Source organism: Polynucleobacter sp. Latsch14-2, assembly GCF_018881925.1.
Lineage (GTDB): Bacteria > Pseudomonadota > Gammaproteobacteria > Burkholderiales > Burkholderiaceae > Polynucleobacter.
In genome coordinates this window covers 90,940-108,235 of record NZ_JACVPL010000006.1, presented here as the reverse complement: position 1 = coordinate 108,235, position 17,296 = coordinate 90,940, and the positions used below count along the sequence as shown (strand labels likewise).

Genomic DNA, 17,296 nt, shown 5'->3' with positions numbered 1-17,296 from the left:
ATGCCTTTCTAGGTACTGATTATTTATTGGTGAGAAGTATGAATTCCGAGTGCAATCTTATAGGTCTTTAGTTAAGACCATGGATTTGCGATCCCAGTTATAGATTTGTTTTCTTTCTTCAGGCAGGTCATCAACCGTTGCCCTCTTAAAGCCACGCTTTAAGAACCAGTGCTCGGTCCTGGTGGTTAGAACAAACAAGCGTTTGATGCCTTCTTGTTTGGCTCTCATTTCAACGCGTTTTAATAAGCGCTCACCATCTCCAGATCCCTGCACGTCTGGGTCTACCGCTAGGCAGGCTAGTTCACCCACACCATTGGGAAACGGGAAGAGGGCAGCACAACCAAACAGGACGCGGTCATGTTCAATTACTGAAAAACGTTGGATATCACGCTCAATGACATCTTGGCCACGAGCCGCCAAAATACCTTCCTCCTCAAGAGGCATGGTCAGTTGCAGGATGCCGCCCACATCATCTTGGTTGGCTTCACGTAAGTTTTCAATATCTGAAGATGCCAGCATCATGCCGATGCCATCGTGAGTAAATAGCTCCTCAAGTAAAGCACCATCTTGATTGCATGGCAGGAAGTGAACGCGGCTAACGCCAGCGCGAATAGCTCTGCTGGATATATTGAGCAAACTTTTCATGCCCAAGTCGAGATCTTGATGATGTTGACCAACGTACTCTTGGAGTTGTGGCATCGATAACTCTGTAATGTAATCACCCTCTTCATCTTTTAGGCCGGCATGCGGGCTTAAAAAGATTAATTTATCTGCCTTTAATGCTGCCGCAGTAGAGGCTGCAACATCTTCGAATGCTAAGTTAAAAGCCTGACCTGTCGGAGAAAAGCCTAGCGGTGAAAGTAGTACGATTTTATTGCTATCAAGAGATAGCTTAATCGAGGTCGAATCCACTTTACGCACTAGGCCGGTGTGGATGTAATCAATTCCTTCAACAACGCCTACTGGCATTGCCGTAATAAAATTTCCCGAGATGACTGAAATGCGAGATCCTGCCATTGGGGTATTCGGTAAGCCACGACTAAATGCTGCTTCAATATCGAGGCGCAATTCGCCCGCAGCCTCTTTGACGCATTCAAGGGCGGCAGCATCGGTAATACGGTAGGCATGCATGGCGCTTTTGCCAAACTTGCTCTTAATCTTTCTGAGCATGAGCTGTTCTTCGATTTGAGGGCGAATGCCGTGCACGAGCACAATTCTCATTCCCATCGCATGGAGCATGGCGATATCCTCAATCAGGTTCTCAAGGCCAATTTCCTGTACCAACTCACCGGCAAAGGCAATGACAAATGTCTTTTCACGGAAGCTATGAATGTACGGCGCAACATCGCGCAACCATCCTACGAAAGGAAAATTGGAGCTTGATTCTTCGCTACTTTGAGCGTTGTTTGGAACATTTGTTGGCATAGTGAGAAAATTATAGGGTGCAAGAGCCCATAAACCAACAAAAACCCCCAGAGAGTGCCAAGCCTGTGCCTGCTTCCAACACCTGCCGCAAGCTGGAGATCCGCTTTCCGGAAGAATTGCCGGTCTCTGGCCAGCGTCAAATTATCAAGGATGCCTTGCAGTCGCACCAGGTGGTGATCGTTTGCGGCGAGACTGGCTCAGGTAAAACGACTCAATTGCCCAAGATCTGCCTTGATATAGGTCGAGGTACTATGAATGGTGGCAAGTTAATAGGGCACACTCAGCCACGACGCATCGCTGCGACCGCGACTGCTAAAAGGATCGCTCAGGAGCTGGGGACTCCTATGGGGCAAGATGTTGGTTACCAGGTGCGCTTCTCGGATAAGACGGGTCCGAGTGCCTCCATTAAATTAATGACTGACGGCATCTTGTTGGCCGAGACCCAAAGAGACCCTCAGTTGCGCGCCTATGACACGCTAATCATTGATGAGGCACACGAACGCAGTCTGAATATCGACTTTCTCTTGGGTTATCTCAGGCGTCTGCTGCCCAAGCGCCCCGATCTCAAGCTCATCATTACCTCGGCTACTATCGATGCTCAGCGTTTTGCTGAACACTTCACGATGCATGGCAAGATTGCCCCGGTGATTGAGGTTAGTGGCAGGTTGTATCCGGTGGAGCAACGTTATGTCTCTTTGGAGCCCGAAGTCAAGACTGATGGCAAAAAGGCATCGAAAGAAGCTAAGGAAATTCCTGATGCGGTTGCTGAGGCAATTGCTAATGTATGGCGAGAGGGCGCAACTGGTTCAGGCGACGTGTTGGTATTCTTGCCTGGAGAGCGGGAGATTCGGGATTGCGCTGAAGTCTTACGTAAGGATCATTTACTGGCGCAACGTTTCCACCCGGAAGTATTAAGTCTATTTGCGCGTCAATCGATTGCGGAGCAGGAGAGGGTATTTAGTCCTGGCAATGGACGGCGTATCATCTTATCGACCAACGTAGCCGAAACCTCTTTAACTGTTCCCAATATTCGCTATGTCATTGATAGTGGCTTAGCTCGTGTTAAGCGCTACTCCTATAGAAATAAAGTGGAACAGCTTCAGGTCGAGCCCATCTCTCAGGCTGCTGCCAATCAGCGAGCCGGACGCTGCGGTCGAGTCTCGGATGGTATTTGTATTCGCCTCTATAGCGAACAAGATTACCTTTCCCGCCCACGATTTACTGATCCTGAGATCTTACGCAGTTCATTGGCTGCAGTTTTATTGAGGATGAGTGCATTACGCCTTCCAAAGATTGCAGAATTCCCATTTATTGATAAGCCTTTGGGCCGCGCGATTGCTGATGGCGTTCAACTTTTAGACGAGTTAGGTGCGATTGAATTCGATCTAGATCAATCTATCGATGGCAAGGATAGCCAGCATAACTTTAAGCTCACTAGTATTGGAAAACAACTATCTGACCTACCACTAGATCCTCGTATTGGGAGAATATTGTTAGCAGCAAAAGATCAAAATGCCTTGCGCGAAGTGACCATAATTGCATCGGCTCTTGCCACGCAAGATCCACGCGAGAGGCCACTTGATCAAGCAGCCGCTGCAGATCAAGCGCATTTGCAGTTCGCTGATGAGCGCTCTGAGTTTTTGAGTTTTGTGAAGCTCTGGAATTGGTATCAAGATGCTTTAAAGCACAAGCACAGTAATCGCCAATTAGAAACTCTTTGTAAAAGTAAATTCCTATCGCCACGTCGTTTAAGAGAATGGCGTGATGTTCATGGTCAATTGCACACCATGCTAGGCGAAAAGGGCTGGAAAGAAAATGGTTTGGCAGCAAGCTATGAACAAGTTCACTTGTCTCTGCTGACAGGTTTGCTGGGTTATGTTGCTAAAAAAGAAGAAGACGAGAAATCACAAGAGCGCGGCAGTAAGACGGGTGGTTATATCGGTGCTCGAGGCATTCGGCCCTTTATTTGGCCTGGATCGACCATCGGAAAAAAAGCAGGCGCATGGATATTGGCTGGTGAACTACAAGAAACCAATCGAATGTATGCGCGCACCATTGCCAAAATTGAGCCTCAATGGGTTGAGCGTGTGGCTGCACATCGCCTGATTAAATCCCTAAGTGATCCATTTTGGGATAACCGTCAAGGTGAGGTGCTGGCCTTTGAGCGCGGCACTTTGTATGGATTGCCGATCTATCATGGGAGGCGGGTGCGTTACGAGCCGCATGATCCAGTAATGGCCCGTGAGCTCTTCATTCGGCAGGCGCTGGTTCAGGAGGAAATGTTTGGGCGCATGGATACTCCAGCACTTGAGCGAGAAACAGAAGCAGACGCTAAGAAAAAATACGCCAATAGTTTTGCTTTCTTCTGGCATAACCACAGACTTATTAAAGAGATTGAGGCGTTAGAACATCGTTCTCGTAGGCCTGATGTGTTGGTTGATGATGAGTTGCTATTTGCTTTTTATGACTCACGCTTACCTAAGGGTATTTTGAGTCGCGAGGGTATGAAGGCCTGGTTAATAAAATCCGACCTTAATGGTGAAAAGCCAGACTCTCAGTTGCGCTTAGCGAAAGCAGACTTGATGCGCCATGAAGCAGCTGGCATTACGGTAGATCGTTATCCTAAAAAAATGCTTGTCGGTGGCACAGAATTAATTATGACCTATCACTTCGAACCGGGGAGCCCTAAGGATGGAGTGACCCTGGTAGTCCCGCTAACTTTGCTTAATCAGGTCGATGGTCGACGATGCGAGTGGCTCGTACCGGGCATGTGCGAAGAGAAGACGTTGTTACTGTTGAAATCTTTGCCGCAAAAAATACGGCGCCACTGCGTTCCACTGCCCGAATATGCCAAATTATTTCTAGAGCGCATGCTTGAGGAGCAGGCCTTTGGAGTGGGTGATTATCTCGATAGCCTCATTGCGGACATTCGCAAACAAAAAGGTTTAGAAATCAAACGCACTGACTTTAGGCCTGAGGCATTACCAGCCCATTCATCTATGAACTATCGATTGATTGATGAGCATGGTCGCCAATTGGATGTGGAGCGCAATCTTTCTCGCTTGCGTGCAGAGTATGGTGAGACCGCAAGAAGCGCCTTTCAGGCGATTGCTCAAGAGGCAGCTCAGGTCGAGCTTGGCGTTGAGGCTAAGCCAGCAAGAGTATTAGGAAAAGCATCCCCAGGAGACGCTGTTCGTAAAGTGGAGCAAGGTGGATATAAGTCTTGGGATTTTGGAGAGTTACCTGAAACATTGGAAATACAAAAGGGCAACAAAACCCTGTTTGGATATCCAGCGCTGGTTGATCGAATCGAAACCTGCGACCTAGAGGTATTCGACGATCTAGTAGAGGCCAGAAAGCACCATCGGCAAGGATTGCGCCGCCTCTTTTCCATAGCCAACAAAGAAACCTTGAAGGCCTTACAAAAGCAATTGCCTAATATTCGTGAGATAGGTCTCCTGTTTATCAACATTGGATCGGTTGAGGGTCTTATCGACCAAATCCTAGACTTGGCAGTAGAACGTGCTTTCTTAATGGATCCTTTGCCAACCAACGCAAGTCAATTTGAATCGCGCCTGCTTGAAGGTAAACCACGTTTAGCATTGATTGCTCAAGAAATTGCTCGCCATGCACTGCAAGCGCTTCAGGCCTACGCAGACTTACAGAAAAAACTCCCACAAGCAAAGGCGGCATCGACAACCGCCCATAGTGATATTCAAAATCAAATTACAGGCTTAATTTTCCCTAAGTTCATAGCAGACATTCCGTATTCCCAGTTAGTGCATTTGCCCAGATACTTAAAAGCAGTGGCGATGAGGATTGACAAGTTACGCACAAATCCAAGTCGTGATGCCCAGTGTCAAAAGGACTGGGAGTCTGTTTTCCGCCCATGGCAAAAGCTACTACAGGGCAGCAAAGGATTAGCTTCATATGCCATGGCGGAGGATCAAGGTCTGCAGGACTTTCGTTGGCAGTTGGAAGAGCTTAGAGTCGCCTTGTATGCCCAAGAGCTCAAAACACCAACGCCAATGTCTCTAAAGCGTCTCGAAAAGGTTCTGGCTAGCTTGCGGTAGGTCAAGGATTGCATTTTGGAAGCGCTGGATTCCTGCTTGAATTGCTTACAATAAGGTATGTATACATTTCGCCAGCTTTATCGCTTTCCTGAGCTAGCACTCGGCACTTTGCTTGCCCTGATTACTTGCAGTCCGCTGATTTTTGCTCAGACACCCACAATACCTACCCCAGCTGAACCTAAAATCGCCATTGTGCTTAATTCGGCTGAGGCAAGTGTCAGCTTGATTGACATGCAAACTAGGAAAGTTATTAAAACGACTCCGGTAGGTAAAGAGCCACACCACCTCATGCTTACCCCCGATCAGAAGACTTTATTGATTGCCAATGCGGCAGGTAATGATGTTCAGTTAATGAACCCAGTCAATGGCGAGCTTTTAGGAAAGATTCCCGAGATCATCGATCCTTATCAAATTGGCTATTCTCCAAATCATAAATGGTTCATTGCCAATGGCAATCGTTTGGATCGTGTAGATATTTACGCGGCCGATGGTGCAAATCTAAAGCTTGCTAAATCCATCAAGCTTGCCAAGACACCCAGCCATATTGCTTACACATCGGATAGCAAAACTGCATTCATCACATTGCAGGATTCCAGTGAGTTGGCTGCTATTGATTTAGCAACTCAAACGGTAATTTGGAAAATGCCTACGGGTAATACGCCCGCAGGATTGTGGATGACTCCTGGCGATCAGTATTTATTGGTTGGTATTACTGGTGAAGATAATGTTCAAGTAATTGATTGGAAAAATCGCAAAGAAGTAAAGCGAATATTTACTGGCAAGGGCGCACATAACTTTAGACCCCTGGGGGACAAGAAACATGTCTTTTTGAGTAATCGTGTGGCGGCAACAATCAGTTTGCTCAATATGCAGACCTTGGAAAAAGAGGGTGATATTACCGGCTTACCATCGGGTCCGGATGATATGGAAATAACACCTGATGGTAAAACCATGTGGGTCACCTTTCGGTTTGCTAAAAAGGTAGGCGTTATCGACATCCCATCAATGAAGCTCATTGCAACTATCCCAGTTGGAAAATCACCCCATGGCGTTTTCTTTACGCCACGGGCTGCTTGGGAATAAATGATTGATTTACGGTTAACGCAAAAGATTGCAAGTCTTGTAGCTTCCATTATTTTGGCGGGGATTACATCCTCTGCATTTGCGCAGAGTAGCCCCTGCAAGAAAACTATTTATTTGAGCTTTGATACTGGCAATATGTCGGCGGCACAAATTGTTGCCGATATTCTCAAGCGGCAAAATGTTCAAGCCACTTTTTTCCTTGCTAATGAAAAAACCAGTCGAGGGGATTTTGCTTTGGACGATTCTTGGAAGGCTTTTTGGCAAGATCGTTTGCACGAAGGTCATCACTTTGGTAGTCATACCTACGATCATGTGTACTTTATTAAAGATGGTCCTAACAAAGAGGTGCTCGAGAAGCCTCAATTTGGGCCGAAGGCTGGTATTGCAAAGCTTTATAGCGAGGCTAGTTTTTGCAAAGAAATTCGCCGGGTAGATTTGCGCTTTCAGGAGTTGACTGGATCGCCTATTCAAAAAATCTGGCGAGCGCCGGGAGGCAAGACTTCGCCGCGCCTGATCAATATGGGAAATCAGTGTGAATATCAGCATATTGGCTGGAATGATGCGGGATTTTTGGGTGATGAGCTAGATTCCAAAGTCTACCCAAATCAAGTCTTGCTGGAGAGGGCGAGCAAGCACCTTCAAGATGGAGATATAGCCATGGCCCATTTGGGGATCTGGTCAAGAAAAGACCCTTGGGCTCCAGCAGTTCTCGAACAGTTAATTATGAATCTCAAGAATCGAGGCTTTTGTTTTGGAACTCTGCCAAAGTAAGTTAAATCAGCCACAATAGGATATGGATTTCAGCTCAATCACCGACCCAATCTCTGCGGCATATGCATTTGCACAAGAGTTTTTATTCTCGCATATTCTTGGACCCATTTTGTATCAATTTAACCTGATGGCTTGGGCAGAGGACGCCTTTGATGGTTTAGATTGGTTTTTATTTGGCTTTATTCAGATTCTGTTGATTATCTTTGTCCTTAGGCTATGGGAGCGCATTGCACCCGCAGAAAAGCAAGAGCGATTCTCATCCTCAAGTGCGGCTGATGTCATTTACACCTTCTTTCATCGACTTGGAATATTTCATGGCTTGATATTCGTTGCGTTATCAGGATTCTTTTTTCAGGTCGATGCAATGTTGCATGACTTTCGATTTGAGCGCCTAAATGTCGAGCTATGGTGGCCACCATTCACCTCACTTCCGCTTATTAGCTTTTTCATCTATCTGATTTTTCTTGATTTGGTGGATTACCTCTATCATCGCGCCTCCCACAAATTCCATTGGTGGTGGCAACTACATTCACTGCATCACAGTCAAACTGTAATGACCGCATGGTCTGATAATCGCAATCACATTCTTGATGATATTTTGCGGGCTACAGTGTTTGCATTCTTTGCCTTGTTATTTGGTGTTTCTCCTGGTCAATTTATTGCATTGGTAGTGGTGAGTCAATTTATTCAAAGCTGGCAACATGCCAATATCAGAGTGAGTCTGGGAGGCTTTCGTTACGTCATCATTTCGCCTATGTTTCATCGCCTGCACCATGCGGTTGGCTTCGGTCACGAGGCGATTGGCAAGCCTGAGGTATTGGGCGGTTGCAATTTTGGAATTCTTTTCCCTTGGTGGGATATGTTATTTAGAACCGCGATATTCCCCAAAGAGGTCTACCCAACGGGTGTGCGGGGCTTATTGATTTCCAATAATATATTTGTTCAACAGTGGCAATGCTTATTGCTCTCTCTCAGAGAGATTAAAAAATTACTACGCAAGTAGAGCGATATTAACTTCGCAAATAAGGGATTTTATGGACGGACTTCAGCAAGTGATTAGATCTTTTGGCCTGGCTCTGGTCGGCTCCATGCACCCTCGTATGCTGTGGTTAAGTCTGCGCCCATTTTTAATTGTTTCGGTACTGTGGGGTTGCTTAATTTGGTTAACCTGGACCTCGGCTCTTGAGGTGCTGAGTACTTTTTTAACAACATCCATGTTTACTAGCTGGATACAAGATGGCTTGATTTGGGCAGGCTTTGAAAATGCTAGAGCGTGGATTGCCCCTTTGTTTTTTGTCATGCTATTGATTCCCTTAATCTGCATCAGCTTGTTGGTATTGATTGCTTTTACAACAGTGCCAACAATTGTTAATCTGGTATCGCGTCAGTCTGCTTATCAAGATTTGGACTGCAAACGAGGCGGCGGCTTACTAGGAAGTTTTTTTTACACACTCTGGTCAGCTTTGATTTGTCTAGCGCTTGTAATGCTGACCCTACCAGTGTGGTGGATGCCACCGTTGGTCGCCGTATTGCCTCCACTACTCTGGGGGTGGTTAACGATGCGCTTAATGTCATATGACGTTTTGGCAAAGCATGCCAGCCCAGAAGAGCGCGACCTGTTGCTTGCCAAATATCGATGGTCTTTATTGTCTATGGGGATAGCCTCAGGCTTGCTTGGCGCTGTCCCCACCTTTTTTTGGGCGACTTCAGCCCTGGCGCTTGTATTATTTCCGCTAGTGAGTTTTGTTGCCCTTTGGATTTACTCGTTAATCTTTGTTTTTGCGGCGCTGTGGTTTAGCCATTTTTTATTAACCGCTTTAATAGATTTACGGCGTAATGAACTAGAGTCTGTACTGACAGTTGAATCACGCATTATTGAATCGGGATCTTCTTATCATGGTTGAAGCATTAAAAACGGTTGCTGTTGATATTCCAGCCGATACATCACGTCGCTTTGGATTAATCGTGATTGGCGATGAAATTTTATCTGGGCGTCGTCAGGATAAGCATTTAAGCAAACTCATTGAACTCTTGACTGAGCGGGGCTTGAGTCTTTCATGGGCAAGATATGTTGCTGATGATCCTGAGCAAATTACTGCAACACTAAAAGACAGTTTTGCCAGCGGTGATATTGTATTTAGTACAGGCGGGATCGGGGCAACGCCAGATGATCACACTCGTCAATGTGCTGCTTTGGCTTTGGGTACGAAAACCCAATTGCATCCTACGGCACGTGAACTGATTGCTGGACGTATTGAGGCAACTGCAGAAGGCGACCCAATAAAGGCTGATTTAAACACGCCCGAGAATCAGCACCGCTTCAAAATGGGTGAGTTTCCACTTGGCAGCGACATCATCCCAAACCCATATAACCAAATTCCCGGATTTCGCATTAATGAGCATCATTTTTTACCAGGCTTTCCAGTTATGGCAGCTCCAATGATGGCTTGGTGCCTTGATACTCACTACAAAGCGCTTTTCCATCAAGATAATTGGGCTGAGCAGAGCTTTATTGTGCCCAAGGGAGTTGAGTCAGTTTTGACTCCATTAATGGAGCGTATTGAGGCTAGTTATCCAGGTGTGAAGGTATTTAGTCTCCCATCTGTTGGGGACTCAACTAGAGGTGGTGTATTTGCTGTTCGTCACATTGAATTAGGCATCAAGGGCAATGCAAATCTGCTGGAAAGTGCGTGGAGCGCTTTGCGTGCCGGTACAGCCGAATTGGGCTATGAAATTCATGATCTTGACCCAGCTTAGATAGCACTAATTTGGTGCATTTTAATATTTATTCTGCCTTAGAAGGGGTATTTGAGCACTCAAATAGTGCAATAATGAGATATCCCACTTGTTTGCTTCAGTAAATTAGATACATCCATTAGGCATGTTTGATGCCTGGAATAAACAAGGGTGTATGCCTTAAGTTTTGAATTCCAAATTTAGTTAATAGAGGAGAGTTGCATGACAACCAAGACCGTCGCTGATGTGATGAAGTTAGTTAAAGAGAAAGAGTGTACTTTCGTTGATTTCCGCTTTGTAGATACAAAGGGCAAAGAACAACATACCACAGTACCTATTTCTGCTTTTGACGAGGATAAATTTAAAAGCGGTCATGCATTTGATGGTTCATCTATCGCCGGTTGGAAAGGTATTGAAGCATCTGATATGTTGCTGATGCCTGATCCTACGGCTGCTTATATTGACCCATTCTATGAAGAATCCACTCTGGTTATGACTTGCGATGTTGTTGAGCCGGCGGATATGCAGGGGTATGATCGCGATCCACGCTCGATTGCGAAGCGTTGCGAATCCTATTTAAAGAGCACTGGTCTAGGTGATACCGCTTACTTTGGTCCAGAGCCAGAATTCTTTATTTTTGATGGCGTTCGTTGGGGTTCTGACATGCAGGGTTGCTTCGTGAAGATTGACTCTGAAGAAGCTCCATGGTCATCTAGTGCTGAAATCGAAGGCGGCAACACAGGTCATCGTCCAGGTAAGAAAGGTGGCTACTTCCCAGTTGCTCCTGTAGATACTTTTCAGGATATGCGCTCTGAAATGTGTTTGATTCTTGAATCATTAGGTATTCCAGTCGAAGTTCATCACCACGAAGTTGCTGGCCAAGGTCAAAATGAATTGGGTACCAAGTTCAGTACATTAGTACAACGTGCTGACTGGACTATCTGGCAAAAGTATGTGGTACAAAACGTTGCCCACGCTTATGGAAAAACTGCAACCTTCATGCCTAAGCCGGTTGTTGGTGACAATGGATCGGGTATGCACGTTCACCAATCCGTTTGGAAGAATGGCGAGAATCTTTTTGCTGGTAATGGCTATGCTGGTTTGTCAGAGTTTGCCCTTTACTACATTGGCGGCATCATTAAGCACGCCAAGGCATTGAATGCGATTACCAACCCTGGTACAAACTCCTATAAGCGTTTGGTTCCAGGTTTTGAGGCTCCAGTGAAGTTGGCTTATTCTGCGCGTAACCGTTCTGCCTCTATTCGCATTCCACACGTAGCAAATCCTAAGGGCCGTCGTATTGAGACACGTTTCCCTGATCCACTTGCTAACCCATACTTGGCTTTCTCTGCCTTGTTGATGGCTGGTTTAGATGGTGTTCAGAATAAGATTCACCCAGGAGAAGCTGCTGACAAGAATTTGTATGACTTGCCACCAGAAGAAGATGCAAAGATTCCAACTGTTTGTGCAAGCTTGGAAGAGGCCTTGTCTGAGCTCGATAAAGATCGTGAGTTCTTAACCCGCGGTGGTGTATTTACTAACTCGATGCTCGATGCCTATATCAATTTGAAGATGGAGGATGTCACACGCTTCCGTATGACTACTCATCCTATCGAATTTGATATGTACTACTCCCTGTAAGCGAAGGAGAGAACTTGAGCGCAGGACTGTTGCGCAATTCGTTCAAGGGAGCAGCTTCGGCTGCTCCTTTTTTTCCGACATTGCTTGATCAGATGCCTAATGCCCTTGTGGTATTTGAGGCCAAAAGCCAACTTTTGGTTTATGTGAACCCAGCCGCTGAATCAGCCTTGGATCTGTCGCGTAAATCACTTGAGGGTCAGTCTGTGCGTGATTTATTTGGCGATAATCCGCCATTAAATTTAATGATTGCAAATGTTCAGCTTGGCCAAACATCGGCACAGCGTCAAGAGATGACTTTGCATTCTTTGCCGGGAAGCATTCACCAAGAATCTATCCCTGCGCATGTGGTGGTTGCAATGTTTGATGATGCTGATTTGATCATGATTGAATGGTTTCCGATCGATCAACAGCTTCGTAGCGAACGTGATGAGCGCGTTACGCAGCAAGTTGAAGCAAATAAAGAGTTGATGCGTAACTTAGCGCATGAAATTAAAAATCCCTTGGGAGGTATTCGGGGGGCTGCACAACTTTTAGAGTTTGAACTTCCAGAAAAAGGTCTGAAAGAATATACCCAGGTCATTATTAAAGAATCTGATCGTTTACAGACTTTGGTTGATCGTTTGTTAGCCCCTCATCGTAAAGCTCATAATATGGAGCTTTTTAATGTACACGAGGCCTTAGAGCGTGTTCGGAGTCTGGTCTTGGCAGAGTTTCCTAAGGGTCTACGGATCATCCGAAATTACGACACCAGCCTTCCCGATGTGCTGGGTGATCGTGAGCAGTTAATCCAGGCAGTACTCAATATTGCTCACAATGCGGCGCAAGCACTTTCAGATGAGATTGATAAAGGCACCGCTCAAATTGAGCTAAAGACTCGTGTAGCACGCTCGGTGACGATTGCAAAGCAACGTTATAAGATGGCCATGGATTTGCACGTAATTGATAACGGGCCCGGCATTCCAGCAAATATTAGAGAGCGCATATTTTTCCCCCTAGTATCGGGTAGGGAAGGCGGTAGTGGGCTTGGCCTCACTCTAGCGCAAACTTTTGTACAACACCATCAGGGGTCTATCGCTTGTGATAGTCGCCCCGGCTGCACAAATTTTCATATTCAGATTCCATATCGTAAGCGGGAGAAAGCATCATGAAACCAATTTGGATCGTCGATGATGATCAGTCAATTCGTTGGGTCTTAGAAAAGGCTCTAACACGTGAGAATATTCCCCATAAGAGTTTTTCAAACCCCAATGATGTTCTTAATGCATTAGAAAAGGAATCGCCACAAGTTCTGATTTCTGATATCCGCATGCCCCGCGGAAATGGCCTAGAGTTACTGCAGCACGTTAAGGAAAGTCATCCACAGCTGCCTGTCATTATCATGACCGCCTATTCAGACTTGGATTCCGCGGTCTCGTCATTCCAGGGAGGTGCTTTTGAATACCTTACCAAGCCATTCGACCTAGAGAAGGCGATTGAACTCATCCATCGCGCAATTGAGCAAAGCAATCGCAACCAGTCTGGTATCAAGGAGCTTGGGTCTTGGATTCAAGACTCCTCTGAAATTATTGGTCAAGCACCAGCAATGCAAGAAGTATTCCGAGCGATTGGCCGTCTGGCGCAGTCTCATGCCACCGTTTTGATTACTGGTGAATCTGGCACGGGCAAAGAACTCGTTGGTTTGGCTTTGCATAAACATAGCCCTCGCGCTAGAGGTCCATTTGTATCACTGAGTACAGCGGCTGTTCCAAAAGATCTCTTGGAGTCAGAGTTATTTGGTCATGAGCGTGGCGCTTTTCCTGGAGCGCAAACACTTCGCCGAGGGCGTTTTGAGCAAGCTGATGGGGGCACTTTGTTTTTGGATGAAATCGGTGATCTCCCTTTTGATCTACAGACACGTCTTTTACGAGCATTAAGCGATGGTCATTTTTATCGCGTTGGTGGACAAGACCCCATTAAGGTCAATGTCAGAATCATTGCATCAACTCATCAAAATTTAGAGTCGCGTGTTGCCGCAGGTTTTTTTAGGGAAGATTTATTGCATCGATTAAATCTGATTCGCTTGCGCATGCCTCCGTTACGAGAGCGCGCTGAAGATATACCGCTATTGGCCAGACATTTTATGCTGAGCTGCGCCAAATCCCTAGGTGTTGAGCCGAAGAAGTTGTCTGATGAAGCGCTAAAAGATATTGGGGTAATGCCTTTTCCAGGAAATGTGCGCCAATTAGAAAATCTGTGTCATTGGCTAACGGTGATGACGCCATCTAATGTTATTGGTGTTGGTGATCTTCCTGAAGATATTTTGACTGGCTCCAGTTTTCAACCCATTCCTCAACAGGGCGATGTTGTCAATCCAGTCTCCGCTACAGGTCGTGTTGCAACTGTTGATTGGGAGGGTGGCTTAAGTCGTCTAGCAGCAAAGATGCTGCAAGATGGCGATAAGGATGTCTACGACGCTCTGTGTTCTAAGTTTGAAAAGGCCGTTTTGCAAGCTGCTCTTGAAGTAACTCGTGGTAGAAGGGTGGAGGCAGCACAACGCCTAGGAATTGGTAGAAATACCATTACTCGAAAACTTCAGGAATTGGGAATAGATGACTGATTCAGTTCGGATAGCGGCATGGAATGTGAACTCTCTAAAAGTTCGCTTGCCGCACGTTTTGCGCTGGTTAAGTGATCAAGAAAAGGCAAAGAAGCCGATTGATGCTCTATGTCTCCAAGAGTTAAAACTTACGGATGATAAATATCCGCATAAAGAGCTTGAGGCGGCCGGCTATTTGAGCCTTGCTGCCGGCCAAAAGACTTATAACGGTGTGGCTATTATTGTGAGGCACGCTGCCTTAGCGCCAATCTCAACAGATCTAGAAACCACTTTTTTAAAGCCCATCAGAAATATTCCGGGTCATCTTGATGAGCAACAGCGCATCTTGGCTGCCACGGTATGTTTCAAGGGCATCGAGCCTATTAGGTTAGTTTCCGCCTATTTTCCGAACGGGCAGTCACCCGATAGTGAAAAGTTTATCTACAAGTTATCTTGGCTTGAGGCATTAAAAATTTGGCTTGATTCAGAAATCAAGAAGTATCCCCGATTGGCTCTTTTGGGCGATTTCAATATCGCACCTCAGGATGTTGATGTGCATGATCCCAAGGCATGGGAAGGTCAGAATCTGGTTTCGCCTCAAGAGAGGGCGGCTTTTCAGGATTTATTAAAACTAGGATTTCAAGATTCCTTCCGGATGTTCGAACAAGCTCCTAAGGCATTTAGCTGGTGGGATTACAGGATGATGGGTTTCAGGCGCAATGCTGGTATGCGCATTGACCATATTCTCTTGAGTGAGGCACTCAAAGACAATTGCAATACCAGCATCATCGATAAAGAACCACGCACCTGGGAGCAACCATCAGATCACGCTCCTGTCATTGCAGAAATTAAAGCCTAGAAATCATTAGGCTGGTTCAACTAAGCCACCATGGCGAAGTAGAGCATCAATGCTGGGTTCGCGACCCCGAAATGCCTTGAAAGATTCGGCAGCAGGTCGACTGCCACCGACTTCCAGGATTTCCTGCCGATACCGTTTGCCAGTTTTGCTGTCCAGTACGCTACCGCACAACTTTGCCGCTTCTTCAAATGCAGAATAGGCATCCGCAGAAAGCACTTCAGCCCATTTGTAACTGTAGTAGCCCGCCGCATAGCCACCAGCAAAGATATGGCTAAAGGAATTAATCCAACGAGAGATTTCTGGTTGGGGAATGATATTAAATTCTGTAGCGGTGTTTCTAGAGAGTTCGAGCACAGTTTCACCTTCTGCTTTAGCAGCATCAAAAGTAGAGTGCAATCGCCAATCCGTTAATGACATCACAATTTGACGTAGTGTGCCTAGGCCATTTTGGAAGTTCTTCGCTGCCAACATTTTGTCAAACAAGGTCTTAGGCAAAGGCTTACCAGTTTCTGCGTGAGCCGTCATTTTTTCTAAGACTTCCCATTCCCAGCAGAAGTTTTCCATGAATTGACTTGGTAATTCAACCGCATCCCATTCCACGCCATTAATACCAGAAACACCTAAGGCCCCGACTTGAGTTAATAGATGATGAAGGCCATGGCCACTTTCGTGAAAGAGCGTAATTACATCATCATGCGTAATGGTGGGTTGTTGCAGCTGACCATCGATCTTGACGGGGGGTGCAAAGTTACATACCAAGTAAGCCACCGGAATCTGGATTTCTCCATTAGATAGCTCGCGCCTGCCTCTAGCATCGTCCATCCAAGCGCCGCCGCGTTTACCGGGGCGAGCATAGGGGTCCAAATAAAAATAAGCAATAATTTGACCATCATCATTACTAACGGAGAACGATTGCACATCCGTGTGCCAAGTTGGTAAGTTAGTCTCGCTAATCTTGACGCCAAATAAGGTTTGAATCACGCCAAATAAACCCTCTAGAACCTTGGGCAGCGGGAAGTATTGCTTGAGTTCGTTTTCTGAGAAAGAATAGCGGTCCTGTTTGAGTTTTTCTGAGCAGTAGGCGATATCCCAGGGCTGTATGCCATCGGATAAATGCAATTGGGATTTGGTATATTCCTGCAATGCATCCCAATCTTTTTGGGCAAAGGGTTTTGATTTTTTGGCAATATCACCCAAGAATTGGTCAACTTCAGAAACGGTATTAGCCATCTTTGGCGCTATGCTCAATGCTGCGTAATTCGCAAAGCCCAACATGCGAGCCTCTTCATCACGTAGACGCAGTTGTGCCAACATATTCTCGGTGTTATCCCATTCGAGTTTGCCATTAGTAAATTGAGGTCCCAATTCTGAGGCGCGGGTAACGTAGGCTTGATACATTAATTGACGCAAGGAGCGATTCTCAGAGTACTGCATGACAGGGTAGTAAGAGGGGAAGTGCAAGGTAAATGCCCAGCCCTGCAAATTTTTCTGTTGTGCAGTATCGGCAGCAGCAGCAATAGCATCCTCTGGCAAACCGGCAAGTTCAGTTTGATCTGTAATGAGATGAACAAAACTATCGGTAGCGTCCAATACATGGTCGGAGAATGCCTTGCCTAGAATAGCTTGCTCATCTTGAATTTTAGAGAAGCGCGGTTTTTCCTCTTCTGACAATTCTGCGCCACCTAAATAAAAATCTCGTAAAGAGTTTTGAATAACCTTTTTCTGGGCACTAGTGAGGAGTGTAAATTCACCACTACTTTTGAGTGCTTTAAACTTCTCGTACAGTGCAAGGTTTTGACTAAGGTGGGAAAAAAATGCGGTCACCTGCGGAAGCATCGCGCCATAGGCAGCCCTGAGCTCAGCGGTGTCTGCTACGCTATTGAGGTGAGAAATAACACCCCAAGATCTTCCCAGTCTTTCGGTTGCATCTTCTAGCGACTCCACAAGCGCATTCCAAGTGCATGGAGTGCTTGAATCGGTTGCGTGTATAACTGCGGATTCTGCCTGTGTTAACAAAAAAGAAATAGCTGGGTCAATATGCTCAGGCTTTATCTGCGCATACTCAGGAATGCCGCGACCAAAAGTAATGAGTGGATTGTTAAGTAATTGAGATGGGATAGAAATATTCATCCC

Annotated in this window: 12 protein-coding genes; 10 read left to right on the top strand and 2 right to left on the bottom strand. The window is 46.0% G+C overall.

Annotated elements, in window-relative coordinates; translation table 11 throughout:
• Positions 1 to 57: 57 nt before the first annotated feature.
• Positions 58 to 1,425: an amino-acid N-acetyltransferase gene (argA, locus tag ICN46_RS07140; RefSeq protein ID WP_216206538.1), complete on the bottom strand. Its 1,368-nt coding sequence runs from the start codon at positions 1,423 to 1,425 to the stop codon at positions 58 to 60.
• A 17-nt stretch (positions 1,426 to 1,442) separates the two neighbouring features.
• Between argA and hrpA the strand changes: the two genes are divergently transcribed.
• The 10 genes from hrpA to xth all read left to right on the top strand — a co-directional run bounded on the left by hrpA (position 1,443) and on the right by xth (position 15,163).
• The gene (gene hrpA, locus ICN46_RS07135; RefSeq protein ID WP_370625493.1) at positions 1,443 to 5,498 is read left to right on the top strand and encodes an ATP-dependent RNA helicase HrpA; all 4,056 of its coding nucleotides are present in this window, start codon (positions 1,443 to 1,445) and stop codon (positions 5,496 to 5,498) included.
• Positions 5,499 to 5,555: 57 nt separating this feature from the next.
• On the top strand, positions 5,556 to 6,581 hold the full coding sequence (locus ICN46_RS07130) for a YVTN family beta-propeller repeat protein (RefSeq protein WP_216206535.1): 1,026 nt from the start codon (positions 5,556 to 5,558) through the stop codon (positions 6,579 to 6,581).
• Entirely contained in the window at positions 6,582 to 7,352 is a 771-nt protein-coding gene (locus tag ICN46_RS07125) for a polysaccharide deacetylase family protein (protein WP_216206532.1), read from the top strand. It begins immediately after the preceding gene.
• A 22-nt stretch (positions 7,353 to 7,374) separates the two neighbouring features.
• On the top strand, positions 7,375 to 8,355 hold the full coding sequence (locus ICN46_RS07120) for a sterol desaturase family protein (protein WP_216206529.1): 981 nt from the start codon (positions 7,375 to 7,377) through the stop codon (positions 8,353 to 8,355).
• A gap of 31 nt (positions 8,356 to 8,386) precedes the next feature.
• Positions 8,387 to 9,256 (top strand): EI24 domain-containing protein, encoded by an 870-nt coding sequence (locus ICN46_RS07115; protein WP_216206526.1) that lies wholly within the window; start codon positions 8,387 to 8,389, stop codon positions 9,254 to 9,256.
• Positions 9,249 to 10,109, top strand: a complete 861-nt coding sequence (locus ICN46_RS07110) for a competence/damage-inducible protein A (protein WP_216206524.1) — start codon at positions 9,249 to 9,251, stop codon at positions 10,107 to 10,109. Before ICN46_RS07115 ends, ICN46_RS07110 begins: the two co-directional genes overlap by 8 nt.
• Positions 10,110 to 10,310: 201 nt before the next feature.
• Positions 10,311 to 11,729 (top strand): type I glutamate--ammonia ligase, encoded by a 1,419-nt coding sequence (gene glnA, locus ICN46_RS07105; RefSeq protein WP_216206521.1) that lies wholly within the window; start codon positions 10,311 to 10,313, stop codon positions 11,727 to 11,729.
• Positions 11,730 to 11,755: 26 nt separating this feature from the next.
• The gene (gene glnL / locus ICN46_RS07100) at positions 11,756 to 12,877 is read left to right on the top strand and encodes a nitrogen regulation protein NR(II) (RefSeq protein WP_370625494.1); all 1,122 of its coding nucleotides are present in this window, start codon (positions 11,756 to 11,758) and stop codon (positions 12,875 to 12,877) included.
• Entirely contained in the window at positions 12,874 to 14,325 is a 1,452-nt protein-coding gene (gene ntrC / locus ICN46_RS07095) for a nitrogen regulation protein NR(I) (RefSeq protein ID WP_216206518.1), read from the top strand. The genes glnL and ntrC overlap by 4 nt, the downstream gene beginning before the upstream one ends.
• Positions 14,318 to 15,163 (top strand): exodeoxyribonuclease III, encoded by an 846-nt coding sequence (gene xth, locus ICN46_RS07090; protein WP_216206515.1) that lies wholly within the window; start codon positions 14,318 to 14,320, stop codon positions 15,161 to 15,163. Before ntrC ends, xth begins: the two co-directional genes overlap by 8 nt.
• Positions 15,164 to 15,169: 6 nt before the next feature.
• On the opposite strand, the gene ICN46_RS07085 is transcribed toward xth, so the two are convergent.
• Positions 15,170 to 17,293, bottom strand: coding sequence for a M3 family metallopeptidase (locus ICN46_RS07085; RefSeq protein ID WP_216206513.1), 2,124 nt, complete (start codon positions 17,291 to 17,293; stop codon positions 15,170 to 15,172).
• Positions 17,294 to 17,296 lie beyond the last annotated feature (3 nt).